Here is a 13,310-nt window from a genome sequence, read left to right on the forward strand (position 1 = left end):
TACGACGTCACCGCTCCGGCTGGTCCGGCGTCGGCACCTCGGGGGTCTGGACCAGCCGGACCGAGCGCCGACGGTCGATGTACTGGCCACGGGCTGTGGGCAGGACGCGTGGCCGTACGTTGCCGAGGAAGGCGCCTTCCTCGCGGGGGCAGGAGAACAGCACCGCTGGCGAACCCAACTCCCAGGCCCGACGCAGCACCGGGCTGGTCATCGCCCGGGACGCGCCCACTGTGCTCCGCGCGATGATCAGGTGCAGGCCGATCTCCGCGCCGTGCGGCAGCAGCGGCAGCAGCGGTTGCAGCGGCGAATCCCGCCCGCCCTCGATCAGTTCGAAATCGTCGACGATGATGAACAACCGCCCGCCGGTCCACCAGTCCCGTCGGGGCAGCCGACTCGGCGGGATGTCCGGGCCGGGCAGCCGGCCGGTCAACACCTGACCGGCCTCGGCCATGGTCGCGGCGAGACGCTCCGCCGACATCGAGTATCCGATCTGGTTCGCCTGCGGAATCGCGTCGTGCAACTCGCGGCGGAAGTCACCGAAGACCACCCGCGCCTCGGCCGGCGGGTGATGTGCCGCGACGCTGCGGGCGATGTGCCGCAGCAGGTTGGTCTTGCCGGTCTCGGTGTCCCCGAAGATCAGCAGGTGCGGGTTGGCGTCGAAGTCGTGCCACAGCGGTGCCAGGCGTACGTCGTCGAGCCCGAGCGGAATGCGTATCTCGGCCTCGCGGGTGGGTGCGGTCGCGGCCGGCAGGTCCGCGACCGGCAGCACCTCCGGCAGCAGTCGCACCAGCGGCGCGCGCGGCGCGGTGGGCACGTCCAGCGCCTCGACCAGTTCGGCCGTCGCCTCGGCGAGATCCTCGGTCTCCGGGTACCCGTCGATGCGGGGCAGGGCCGTCAGGAAATGCCTCCGGTCCGGGGTGATGCCGCGACCCGGGATCGCCGGGACGGTCGCCGCGACCCTGCTGTTGACCTCGGACTCGACGGGGTCGCCGAGCTTCAGCTCGAACCGGGTGCCCAGGACGTCGCGCAGCCAGGGCCGGATCTCCGACCAGCGGCCGGCGGAGACGAGCAGGTGGACGCCGAAACTGAGACCGCGGGCCGCGATCTCGCCGAACCGGTCATCCAGTTCCTGGAAGTCCTGTCGGGCCGTGTACCAGCCGTCGATCACCAGGAACACGTCCCCGTACGGGTCCACGTCCTGGTACGCGCCGGTCTGCCGGGCCCGCCGGTAGCTGGTCATCGAATCGATGCCGTTCTGGGCGAAGATCTGTTCCCGGCGGGCCATCAGGTTCGTCATTTCCAGCACCGTGCGGGTCACCCGGTCCCGGTCGAGCCGACCGGCGACGCTGCCCACGTGCGGCATACGCGACAGCGCGCCCAGCGCGCCACCGCCGAAGTCCAGGCAGTAGAACTGCACCTCGGCGGCGGTGTGGGTGAGGGCCAAGGCGCTGATCAGCGTCCGCAGCAGGGTGCTCTTGCCGCTCTGCGGGCCGCCCACCACACCGACGTTGCCCTTGCTGCCGGCCAGGCTGGCCACCAGCAGCTCCCGTCGTTGCTGGGCGGGCAGGTCGACGAGGCCGATCGGCGCGACGAGCTGGCCGGTGCCGTACCCGCCGACAGGCGCCAGGCCCAGCGTGGGGTGGTCGATAAGCGGCGGTAGGAGCTTCTCCAGCGTCGTGGTCTCGGTCAGCGGCGGCAGCCACACCTGGTGCGCGGCCGGGCCGTGTCCGTGCAGCACGGAGAGCAGCACGTCGGCCAGGACCGGCGGCTTGTCCCCGTTCTCCTGATCCGGGTCCGGGGCCGGCGTCACCGGCGCCGTGGGACGCAGATGCTCGGTGCCGAACGGGACGAGCCCGCCCTGCACGGACTGGAGGCGACGCTGGTGCGGTGGGCGCCACGGTCCGGAGCAGTAGGCGCCCTTGAAGCGGATCAGCGTCTGGGTGTCCGGTCGCAGATAGCCGTTACCCGGCACGTTGGGCAGCTCGTACGCGTCCGGCACGCCGAGCACGCTGCGACTCTCCATCGAGGAGAACGTCCGCAGGCCGATCCGGTACGACAGGTGGGTCTCGATCTGGTGGATGCGCCCCTCGTCGAGACGTTGACTGGCCAGGAGCAGGTGTACGCCCAGACTCCGGCCCAGCCGCCCGATCATCGCGAAGACGTCGATGAACTCGGGCTTGCTGCTGAGCATCTCGCTGAACTCGTCGACGACGATGAACAGCGCCGGCATCGGCTCCAGCACCACGCCCTCGGTACGCGCCTTCTCGTAGTCACGCCGGGACGGGTATCCGCTTGCGCGCAGGTGCTCCTGGCGGCGGTTCAGCTCGCCGGTCAGGGCGTCCTGCATCCGGTCGACCAGTTCGAGCTCCTCCGACAGGTTGGTGATCACGGCCGAGGTGTGCGGCAGCCGCTCGAAGCCGAGGAACGCCGCACCGCCCTTGAAGTCGACAAGGACGAGGTTCAGCTCCTCGGAGGTGTGCCGGGCGGCCAGCGCCAGCACCAGCGTGCGGAGCAGTTCGCTCTTACCGGAACCGGTGGCGCCGATCAGCATCCCGTGCGGGCCCATGCCACCCTCGGCCGCCTCCTTGATGTCCAGCTCGATCGGGGCGCCGGTGGCCGACATGCCGATCGGCACCCGCAGCCGCTGGGCTGCCGTCCGGCCGGCGCGGTACGCGACGAGGTCAAGCGTGGACACGTCACCGAGCTGGAGCAGCCCGGCCAGGTCGTAGTCGGTGGCCAGCGGCTCTTCGGTGTCGGAGCCCGCGCCGACCCGGTAGCGGGCGATCGAGCGGGCCAATGCCGCGGCCGCCACCACGCCCATCCGGTCCGGGCGGCACAGTCGATTGCTGCTCGACTTGCCGAGGTGGTCGAAGGAGACGATGTCCAGTTGCTGCTCAGCGGCCCGCACCAGCAGGGTGTGCGGATGGGCCTCCCAACCCAGCGTGGCGCCGATATCGAGGGTGAGGACGTTGCGGTAGCCCTCCATGGCGAGGCGGTGGCCGACCGGCAGGCGCGGCCCGTCGAGGACCAGCACCACGAACGGCTCGACGGCCGTGACGGGGGTGTCCGGCTCGTAACCGGGCCGGTCCTGCACGCCGAGCGTGGCGAGGACCTCCTCGATCTCGGTCGCGTCGGCAGCGAACCGCCGTCGGGTGCCCGTGACGTCGGGAACGGTGTCGTCCTGCACGTGCGGCAACCACTTCGCCCACTCCCATTCGGGCCCCTGTGCGGCGACCACCACCTGTAGGTCCTGCGGGGAGTGGGCGACGGTCAACTGGGCCAGGATCGCGCGCACCGTGGACCGGGCCACCGACGCGTCGCCGCCGAGACCGATCCGCGCGAAGCCGCGCAGATAGATGGCGATCGGCGCGTCCTGCAGGGTGGAGTACGCCCGCAGGAACCGGCGCAGGGCGTGCGCCGCCAGCGGCTCCAGGTCTTCCAGCGGTTTGCTGTTCGGTGCGGCCAGTCGCACGGTGGAGCGTCGGGTGCCGAGGCCGACGCGTACCTCCCCGAAGTCGCCGTGTGCCGTGCGCCGCTCCCACAGCCGCTGGCTCAGCGCCATCGACCACAGCGCGCCCGGGTCGGGGTGCAGCCAGCGGGCGGCCCGGCGCTCCTCGACGAGCGCCGCCCGCACCTTGCGCCGGACCTGGCCGAGGTAGCGCAGGTAGTCGCGGCGCTCGCCGTTGAGTCGGTGCTTGTGCTGCCCGGCGTTGCGGAGCAGCGGCACGATCATCATCGCGACCGCGGAGAGCACCATCAGGCAGACGCCGATGTAGGCCAGTGCGCCCGCATTGGGTCGGAGGAACATCAGCACCATCGCGAGCGAGGCGATGGCCATCGGCGCCAGCATCAGCACCGCGCTGAGACCCCGCTCGGCCGGTTCGGGAATGACCGGTGGCTCCTGGAGCGCGATCTCCTCGGCCGGTGCGACGGGACCGGCCCGGCGGGCCTTGCGGGTGTACAACACCGTGCCCACGTTCATCTCCTTCGGTGAGGGAATTCCCTCCGATCGGCCCGTCGCCCGCCGAGCACGCGCTGGGCGTACGGCTGTGGGCCTACCGTCCTGGGGATTCGGCTCTCGCCGGAGGAAGGGCCCGGTCTCGCTTGTGGAGGGCAGACCGGCACCGAGAAATGAACAGAAGTGACCATAGCAGGAGGGGGCGGTTGTGGCGGAGACGCAGGTTAGCCCGGAACAGTTGCGGGAGATCGGCAAGAAGATCGGCAACCTCCTGGAAGACCACCAGTCCGTCTTCAACAAGCTGACCGATCTGGAACCGAACGCCGGCACGTTCGACGCGGCGGTATGGCTGGAGGATCTCTTCATCGACCGTCGCGACGGAATCATCGAACACGTGAAGTACCTGCAACGGGCGTTCGACGAGATCAATACCGGGTTGTACGAGATCGCCGACGGTTACGAATTGATCGACGGGTCCAACGCCGACGCGGTGGCCGCGTTCAACAAGGAGGCCAAGAAGGTGGTCACCGGCATGGGTGACGCCGAGTTCACGCCGGAGAAGGTGCAGGAGAGGTCGAGCTACAAGACCGGCGACTACGACTCCAGCCCGGACAAGCTGACGATCGACCCGTCGAAGGACCTGGTCAAACCCTTCAAGCCCGGCGACATCATGGGCATGGACGATTTCCTCGACGTCAAGGATGTCGGCCCGAAGGACGACAAGGATCTCGACCTCCGCGAGAGCCCGACCCTGAAGGACACCGACGGCTACCCCGACTCGAGGCTCGACGAGAAGGGTGAGGAGAAGCCGGAGGAGCAGAAGCCGGAGGAGCAGAAGCCGGAGGAGAAGAAGCCGGAGGACAAGAAGCCCGAGGACACGAAGCCGGAGTCGAAGCTTTCGACCGGCGAGAACTTCGATCCGCATCACGAGCCGTCGGGGGAGCAGTACACGCATGACCCGGCCAACGACGACGATTTCCGGGGCAACACGTACCGGTACTACGACATCGACGGCGAGCATCAGACAGGCCCGGACGGTAAGAAGATCTGGTGGTTGAACCTGGAGCCCTATTACTACGACGGCCGCATCTATCGTCCGTACAAGCACTGACCCGCGGGCATGGAACGGCTGACCGCGCCGCGTCTCTCGGCGCCCGTACGCCTCCGGTTCGTGCTGGGCGCGCGTGCCGTGGACGTGGCCCTTCCCGGCGACGCGCCGCTCGTCGACCTGTTGCCGGCGGTGCTGCTCCAGCTCAACCCGGACGCTGCCGACCACGGCGCCGAGCATGACGGATGGGTCGTGCAGCGCCTCGGCGCGCCGCCGCTGGACGAGGAACGCTCCGCCGTCGAGCTGAACCTGCTCGACGGCGAGGCCCTGCACTTCCGGCCGCGAGCCGAGCAGTTGCCACCGATCGACTTCGACGACCTGGTCGACGGCGTCGGGGAGCAGGCGCGTACCAGCCAGTGGCAGTGGACGGTGGCCCGGACCCGCGCCATGCTGCTCGGTCAGGGTGCGGTGGTCCTTGCCGTGGGCCTGGTGCTGCTCTGGCTCGGCGGGCCGGCGGTGGTGCGCGCCACTGTCGCCGCGGCGCTGGCCGTCGTGCTCCTCGCCGCGGCCGGCCTGGTCAGCCGCGCGGTCCCCGACCCACAGACCGGGACGTTGCTGGCGCTCGCGGCGGCGACGTACTCGGCGACGGCCGGGTGGCTCGGGGCGGCGGCGATCGCCCCCCATTCGTCACCGGCGGTACGGATCACCCTGGCGGCACTCGCCACGTTGGTGACGCTCTCCGCGGGGCTCTCCGCGGTCGCCGACTCCGGCCTGCTCTTCACCGGTGCGCTCGCCTTCGCGGTGAGCGTCGCCGTTCCGGCGCTGCTCGCCGGGGCCGGCCCGGTGACCCCGCAGGAAGCCGCCGCCTGTGGGCTCGTCTTCTCGATGGTGGGGGCGCTGATGCTGCCGCCGGCGGCGTTCCGCCTCGGCGGGCTGACACTGCCGTTGCTGCCGGGCAAGCCCGAGCAGCTCTCCGAGGACATCGACCCCGAGCCCTACCGGGTCGTGACCGAGCGGGGAGCCGCCGGCCTCGCGTACCTGGCCGCTCTCACGATCGGAGTGGGCGCCGCTCAGGTCCTGATCGCCGCGGCACTGCTGGCGTCCGGGGGACGCTGGGCGATGATCCTGGCGCTGGTGGCCGCCGCTCTGCTGATCATGAGGGCCCGGCATCTGACCGGCATGCTGGCACGCTGGGCGACGATGATCCCGGCCGTCGCGTTGGTCCTCTGCACCCTGGTGCGGTACGCCGCCGACCAGCAGGACGTGGCGCGCGCCGCCGTCCTGGTGCCCGCCGTGGTGGCAGGCGCCGGCGCGCTGCTGACCGCGGCGGCCACCCTGCCCGGTCGCCGGTTGCGACCCTACTGGGGACGTGCCGTGGACATCCTGGAGATCCTCCTCGCGGTGGCTCTGGTCCCGGTGCTCGCCGCGGTGCTCGGGGTCTACCAGATGGTCCGGGCCTGGGCCAGCTGATGGAGTCCCGCAAGGATCAGGTACACGCGTACTTCTACACGGTCAGCCGCCTCAACTCGGCCGTCATGCAGGGCCGGCCCGACCCGCACGAGCCGCCGAACTACCGCCCGGTGCTCGGCATGGTCATCGGGATCCTGCTCGCCATCGTGGTCGCCGGCGGCTTCGGCATCTACGGCATCTTCCGGCCCGGTGGAGACTCGTCGTGGCGGCAGGCGGGCGTGGTCATCGCGGTGAAGGAGACCGGTGCCCGCTACCTGCTGTTGGAGGGACAGCTCCGACCGGTACTCAACTACGCCACCGCCCGTCTGGTGCTTGGCAGCAGCACTCCGGCCCGCCTGGTGCAGGTTTCCCGCAACTCGCTGAAGGGTGTGCCGGTGGGCGCCCCGATCGGCATACCGGGAGCGCCGGACGCGGTGCCGGTGGCGGAACGTCTCCACTCGGGTGCGTGGACGGTGTGCGCCCAGCCGCCCGAGCCCTCCGGCGCGGCCGCCACCACGCTGCTGCTGGGCGACCTCACCACGCCGGTCGCGCTGACGGACCGGGAGGGATTCCTGGTCGTGACGGCGGACCGGCAGCGTTACCTGGTCTGGCAGGGACGCCGCTACCGCCTGGACGAGCGCGCCGCGGTGGCGCTGGGGTACGCGGCCGTGGAACCGGTCTTCGTGACGCCGGCGTGGCTCAATCCCGTTCCGGCCGGACGGGACCTCGCCTCTCCGGAGGTGGGCGGCCGCGGCAGCGCGGGGCCGTCGATCGGCGGCCGGGCCAGCGTCATCGGTCAGGTGTACGAAGTACGGAATCCGGCGAGCGATGTGCCGGAGATGTTCCTGTCCCGCTCCGACGGCTTCGTGCGGTTGAGCCGTACCGCGGCGGCCCTGGTCCTCGCGGATCCGGCGATCCGGAAGGCGTACACCGGTGGCGTGATCGCGCCGATCCCCGTGCGGCCGGACGAGTTGGCGGGCGCCACGGTCACCGGCAGCGCGGAGTTCGTGGACGGCTATCCGCCCGAGCCACCGAAGCCGGTGAGCGGACCGTCGACGCTGCCGTGTGTGGGCTTCCGGCCGTCGAAGGAGACGGTGACGGTGAGCCTGACCAGAGTGGCGACGTCGGCGGTGCGGGACGCCCTGCCGGTGCCGCGGACAGCTGTCGCGGCGGGAGGCACAGTGGATCGGGTGCTGATCGCCGCCGGCACGGGGGTGCTGGCTCGCAACCCGTACGCGCCGGGCGGGGGCGGGGCGCTCTACCTCGTCTCCGAGTACGGGGTGAAGTTCCCGTTGCCGCCAAGTGGTGCCGCGGCGCTCGGTTACGCAGGCGCCGCGCCTGTCGACGTCCCGGCCGAGTTGCTGGAACTGCTGCCGACCGGCCCGGTGCTGGATCCGGCAGCGGCGCTGGTGAGCCAGACCTGGGGCGGTTGACGGGGGATATCCCCGAGAAGGGGCCCGGCCGGCCCGCCGACCCGGTGCCGGGGCTGCGGCGGCTGGTTGCATGAGCCCTACCAGTCATCGAATACGGCTCCCTAAACAGTCCAACGCGGAGAGAGGACGTCATGACCAGTCCGAATACCGAGCTCGATCCGGTTGTCGCCAACAGTGTGGCCCGGCAACATCACGACACGGCGAGCCTCGTCAGTGCCGAGAGGCAGAAGTTCAGCGCCGCGGTCGACGTGCTGGATGACAGTTGCAACGGCGCCATGATGCGGGCGCTGCTCTCCGCCCGGGACGCCTGGATGGACGAGGTGAGCCGCATCGTCGCCGACCTCGGCGAGATGGCCGGCAACGTGGACGGCACCGTGGGTGACTTCGACGAGCAGGACTACGTCAACGCCGGCGGTGTCTCCGCCGTTGGTCAGGACATTCTCAAGGACATCTGAGTCGACAGGCGATCGGAACGGAGATCGGAATGGCCAACGGTGATCTCATCACCTACCGGTACGACGACATTCTCGAGGGCATCGACCAGATGAACGGGGTGAACCGCAACGTCGAGCACCTGATCGAGACGCTCGCGGCCAACGTCGGCAACGCCCTGGACAACTGGAAGGGGCCGGCCGCCGCGAGCTACAACAATCTCGCCGCGGAGATCGAGCGGAAATTCGCCGACATGAACACCATCGTCGCGGAGCTGGCCAAGACGTTGGGCCTCAACGCCGAGGACATGAAGGAGCAGGACGTCCGCTCCGGCAACCGGTTCGGCAACCGCTGAGCGCAGCGTGGTGACGCCGGGGAGCCTGCCGGCTCCTCGGCGTCCGTCCGGCAGTTCGTGAAGGTCCGATCGGTGGGGGAGTCGTGGCATCGGGTGAAGTCGGGTCGTTTGACGAGAAGAGCCCGCCGACGGGAGAGACGTTCGGCAACTATCACGTCTGGACCCAGATCGGCCCGCTCGTCGCGGACCTCACCGAAGCCGGCCCGGACGCCGAGGGCGGGTGGTCCGAGGCGGAGCAGGCGTTCAACAAGGCGCGGATCGAGCTCGACCTCGTTCTCGAGGACTTCGAGAAGCTGACCAAGGAGTTGACCGGCGGGGCGAAGCCGGCCTTCGCCGGAGACGCGGCCGCCGCCTTCGACACGCACGTCACCGAACTGATCGCCAAGAGCAGGACCGGCGTCTACAACGTCCTGGACGGCAACGACTACGGCACCAGGATCGGCAACGTCGGCGACGCCATCGTGGGGTTCCGCCGCGATTTCTGGGACATCGTCGAGACCGGCCACCGTCTGACCGACCGGCTCCGGGACTGGGTCACCACGGAGATCGAGAGGATCTACGCCGACGTCGACGACAAGAGCGGCATGCAGGCCGACAAGGAGCGCGGTTGGGGCCAGGCGTACCAGGCCGGTGAGAGGTGGTCCATGTCCAACCTCCGCGCCCTGATGATGCAGCTGTCCGCCACGTACCTGGAGATCGGTGGCCGGCTGCCCAAGCTCGACGTCGCTCTGCTGAAGCCTGTCGACACCAGCAGCGGCAGCGGCAAGGGCGACGACAAGGACAAAGACAAGGACAAGGACAAGGACAAGGACAAAGACAAAGACGAGGACGAGGACACGAGCGGCAGTGGCAGTGGCAGTGGCAGTGGCAGCGGCAGCGGCGGTGGCAGTGGCAGTGGCAGTGGCGACAGCAAGAACAGCGACGCCCGTGACAAGGCTCTCGACGAGGCTGGGGACGCGGTGTCCGAGGCCATCGACGATCTGAAGAACGGCGACCCCGCCCACGACGCCGCGCTGGACGAGGCGGAGAAGGCCGCGACGAACGCGATCGAGGGCCTGGCCAACGGGTCCGGAAGTGAGTCGCCGCCGACCCACGGCATCACGACCACCTCGCAGGCGCCCACGGGTGCGGGCTCCGGCGCTGGCGGCGGAGCACCGACAGGCTCCGGCGGTAAGGCGCCGTCGGGCTCCGGCGGTGGAGCACCCGCGGGTGGCGGCGGCACGCCCGGTGGCAACGACGCGCGGGACAAGGCACTCGGAGAGGCCAAGGGCGCGGCGAACGATGCCATCAATGACCTCAAGTCCGGCGACCCGGCACGCGACGGCGCGCTGGAGGACGCAAGGAAGGCAGCGTCCGACGCGATCGAAGGGCTCGGCGCGGGAGGTTCCGCCCCGCCCACCACGGGCGGTGGCGGCACGCCGACCGGCGCTGGCACGGGCGGGAAGCCCGGCGCTGGCGCGGCACGCAAGGACGCGCTGGAGGACGCGCGCAAGGCGGCCGACGACGCGATCGACGGGCTGTTGGGCGGTGCGGGCGAGAAACCGCCGACCTCCGGTGGGCCCGAGAGCCCCGGTTCCGGCTCGGGCAGCCCCGGTGAGGCTCAGGAAGAGGCACGCCGGGACGCGCTGGAGGATGCCCGGGAGGCGGCCGACGACGCGATCGAGGGGCTGACCGGCGGGGACGGCGAGAACAGGGACGGGGTCCCGCCGACGTCGTCCGCCGACCCGGCCGCCGAGGAGGCGCGCAAGGACGCACTGGAGGACGCGCAGGAGGCAGCGGACGAGGCGATCGAGGACCTGATCGGCGAGCCCACCGGCGACCCGGAGAACGACGCCGCCCGTAAGGATGCGCTGGAGGACGCCCGGGAGGCTGCGGACGAGGCGATCAAGGACCTGAAGGACGAGGGCGCGGGTGACGCCACGCCCAGGGAGGCACGCGAGCACGCGCTCGACGAGGCGCAGAGGGCAGTCGATGACGCCATCGAAGACCTCTCGGGCACGGGCGGATCGGCCGCCGACGACGCGCTCGAGCAGGCCGCCAAGGCGGCGGACACAGCGATCGACGGCCTCGGCGACGGGAACACCTCGGGTGAACGCGCGGACGCCGACGCCGAGCAGGCGCGCGACGATGCCCTCAAGGACGCACGGCAGGCTGCCGACGACGCCATCGACGACCTGGTGAGCGCAAACGGCGAGGGCGGCAAGGGCGACGGCGACGGCGGTCAGGGCGAGGGCGGTAACGGCGACGGCGGCCGGGGTGACAGCGGTCAGGGCAAGGGCGACGGCGACGGCGGTCAGGGCGAGGGAGGCGACGCAGCCGACGAGAGGGCCCGGGACAACGCCCTGGTCGAGGCCAAGGAGTCGGTCACCGACGCGCTCGACGAGATGATCAAGGATGAGCAGTCCGGCAAGGGTGAGGGCGAGACGGCGGCAGAACGCGAAGCACGGGTTGAGGCGCTCACCGACGCCAAGGAGGCCGCCGACGAGGCCATCGACGACCTGATCGATGAGGGCGGCGACCAGTCGTCCATCTCGGACTTCCTGAACGGCAAGGCCAGTTCCGGCGAGAGCGGCCCCGGCGGCGGTCCCGGCGGTGGTCCCGGCGGTGGTCCCGGCGGTGGTCCCGGCGGTGGTCCCGGCGGTGGTCCCGACGGCGGTTCCGGTGGCTCCGGCGGGGGCGAGGGCGGCGGCAAGGGCGGCGAAAACCTGCCTGCCCCGCTCGAACTGGCCCCGGTGACCTCGGGCGATCCCGGCAGCTTGTCGCAGTCCGCGCTGGCGGCCGGCTCCCAGGCCGGCCAGAACCTCGGGTCCGGGATGCCGATGTCCCCACCGATGGGCGGTGGCATGGGCAGCCAGGGCGACCGGGACCGCGAACGCAACACCTGGCTCGTCGGCGAGGACGGCATGTGGGGCGACGACGGCGACGCCGTCTCCAGCAGGGCCGTGGGGAGGGACTGACCCGTGACCACCGCGAGGAGGGGCCTGGGCGAGCAGCCGCAGACACTGCACGACATCGCTCTCGCTCTCGACGCGGCGTCCCCGGCGGACGTCGAGACGTGCGCCCGTCTCTTCGACGATGCCCGACGGGTTCTGCGGGCGGTCGCCGAGTCGTTCGACCGGGCGCTGGGCGACCTCGACGACTCGTGGCGGAGCACCCGGTTCGCCAGCGTGCGGTTGGGGGAGCCGTTGCGCCGGACCCGGCAGCTGGTGCACGCCCTGGACGAAGCGGAGTGCGGGCAGCAGTTGCGGGTCACCGCGAACGCCCTCGGCGCCGGGCAGGCGCGGATACGTGAGCTGAGGGCTCAACGGGCGGCGGACACCGGCCCGGAGGACGTATGGGACCACCAGGCTCGGGTCGTCCTGCAGGGGCTTTCGGAGACGTACCGCGATGTCGGGCTCGGGCTCGGCGGCCAGTCCCCGCCGGCGGCCGTCACCGTCGACGAGCCGGGGATCTCCCGGGCCCTCGCCGCGTCCGCGCGGGGAGACCTGGCGGAGGTCGTCCTCGCGGCGGATTCCGACGCCGTCGACCTCTTCCGACCGGCGGCACCGACGATCAGGGCCGGTCAGCCCGGTGAGGCCGTCTCTCCGCCACCCGGCGGTGGCGGCGGGGGAGGCGGCGGCTACCCGATGATGCCGTTCATGCCCATGGGCGGGGGCATGGGCGGGGGAATGGGCGCCGGCATGGGCGGCATGGGTGGCATGGGTGGCACCCAGTACGAGAACGGGGGGCAGCGGCGCGGCAGCACGCTCGCCCAGGGCGACGCCGCGGTGTGGAAGGACGCGGACGCCGGGTGGAACGTGCTCGGCCGCAAGGACGTCGACCAGCACATCCGGGAAGGGCTCCGCAAGGAGCTGGGGGACGCGAAGAAGGGTGACGGACATGGCTGACGGGACCGACCACGGACCGGGTGGCGGAGGGCTGAACTCGGTCTTCGCCATGCTCGCCGAGGAGCAGCGCAAGCTGGAGGAGTTCCAGCGGAAGATGCGGGAGACGAGCACCACAATCGAGTCGCCGAACAAGATGCTCACCGCGACCTTCGACGGTCGGGGTGAGTTGGTCAAGCTGACGTTCCACAACACCAAGTACCGCAGCATGGCACCGAACGAGCTGAGCAGCCTGCTGTTCGAGACCCTGCGCCGGGGCCGCGCCGAGTCGTTCGGAAAGATCGACGAGATGGCCGGCGGGGAGGTGCTGCCCGGCGTGTCCTTCGGTGAGCTGGCCGGCGGGAAGCTCGACCTCAACGAGGTCGTCGGATCGCTGATGACCTCCGCGATCGACCTTCCGTCGATCGCCCGGGCCGCGAAGGGCGAGGGGGGCAGGATCGATGGCTGACGAAACCGGCATCGACCCGGGTGGAGCCCGGCACCTCTTCAACGTGGTCGAGGCCGTCGCCGACGAGATCGACGAGGCCCTCTCGCGCGTCAAGAACATCCGGACGAGCCTCCCCGAGCCGTGGGGGAGCGACGAATACGGTCGGAAGTTCGCAAAGCAGCGGGAGCCCAACGTCGAACTGGTGCTGGGCTACATCGGGACGGCGAGCGAGTCCGTCAAGGAGCTGGCCCGCGAGGGACGTGGCGCGATCGAGGCGCTCGTGAACCAGGACATCGACAACAGCGCCAACCTCTCGTAGGTCCG

Annotated in this window: 10 protein-coding genes; 9 read left to right on the top strand and 1 reads right to left on the bottom strand. The window is 70.8% G+C overall.

Annotated features, from left to right (window positions below):
* Window positions 1-7: 7 nt before the first annotated feature.
* The gene (eccCa, locus tag ACLQ26_RS26255) at window positions 8-3,982 is read right to left on the bottom strand and encodes a type VII secretion protein EccCa (RefSeq protein ID WP_425746968.1); all 3,975 of its coding nucleotides are present in this window, start codon (window positions 3,980-3,982) and stop codon (window positions 8-10) included.
* 184 nt (window positions 3,983-4,166) lie between these two features.
* On the opposite strand from eccCa, the gene ACLQ26_RS26260 reads away from it, so the two are divergent.
* The 9 genes from ACLQ26_RS26260 to ACLQ26_RS26300 all read left to right on the top strand — a co-directional run bounded on the left by ACLQ26_RS26260 (window position 4,167) and on the right by ACLQ26_RS26300 (window position 13,305).
* Window positions 4,167-5,069, top strand: coding sequence for a hypothetical protein (locus ACLQ26_RS26260; protein WP_425746969.1), 903 nt, complete (start codon window positions 4,167-4,169; stop codon window positions 5,067-5,069).
* A gap of 9 nt (window positions 5,070-5,078) precedes the next feature.
* Window positions 5,079-6,476: a type VII secretion integral membrane protein EccD gene (gene eccD, locus ACLQ26_RS26265; protein WP_425746970.1), complete on the top strand. Its 1,398-nt coding sequence runs from the start codon at window positions 5,079-5,081 to the stop codon at window positions 6,474-6,476.
* Window positions 6,476-7,888 carry a type VII secretion protein EccB gene (gene eccB, locus ACLQ26_RS26270; RefSeq protein ID WP_425746971.1) on the top strand — a complete coding sequence of 471 codons (1,413 nt, stop codon included), beginning with the start codon at window positions 6,476-6,478 and terminating at the stop codon, window positions 7,886-7,888. The genes eccD and eccB overlap by 1 nt, the downstream gene beginning before the upstream one ends.
* A 131-nt stretch (window positions 7,889-8,019) precedes the next feature.
* Window positions 8,020-8,343 carry a hypothetical protein gene (locus tag ACLQ26_RS26275; RefSeq protein ID WP_425746972.1) on the top strand — a complete coding sequence of 108 codons (324 nt, stop codon included), beginning with the start codon at window positions 8,020-8,022 and terminating at the stop codon, window positions 8,341-8,343.
* A gap of 29 nt (window positions 8,344-8,372) precedes the next feature.
* Complete coding sequence (locus ACLQ26_RS26280; RefSeq protein ID WP_425746973.1) at window positions 8,373-8,675, top strand: WXG100 family type VII secretion target; 303 nt, start codon at window positions 8,373-8,375, stop codon at window positions 8,673-8,675.
* A gap of 83 nt (window positions 8,676-8,758) precedes the next feature.
* Window positions 8,759-11,632: a hypothetical protein gene (locus ACLQ26_RS26285; RefSeq protein WP_425746974.1), complete on the top strand. Its 2,874-nt coding sequence runs from the start codon at window positions 8,759-8,761 to the stop codon at window positions 11,630-11,632.
* A gap of 3 nt (window positions 11,633-11,635) precedes the next feature.
* On the top strand, window positions 11,636-12,562 hold the full coding sequence (locus tag ACLQ26_RS26290; protein ID WP_425746975.1) for a hypothetical protein: 927 nt from the start codon (window positions 11,636-11,638) through the stop codon (window positions 12,560-12,562).
* Window positions 12,555-13,007, top strand: coding sequence for a YbaB/EbfC family nucleoid-associated protein (locus ACLQ26_RS26295; protein WP_425746976.1), 453 nt, complete (start codon window positions 12,555-12,557; stop codon window positions 13,005-13,007). Before ACLQ26_RS26290 ends, ACLQ26_RS26295 begins: the two co-directional genes overlap by 8 nt.
* Window positions 13,000-13,305, top strand: a complete 306-nt coding sequence (locus ACLQ26_RS26300; RefSeq protein WP_425746977.1) for a hypothetical protein — start codon at window positions 13,000-13,002, stop codon at window positions 13,303-13,305. Before ACLQ26_RS26295 ends, ACLQ26_RS26300 begins: the two co-directional genes overlap by 8 nt.
* Window positions 13,306-13,310 lie beyond the last annotated feature (5 nt).

The organism is Micromonospora sp. DT43 (assembly GCF_049841645.1).
GTDB lineage: Bacteria > Actinomycetota > Actinomycetes > Mycobacteriales > Micromonosporaceae > Micromonospora.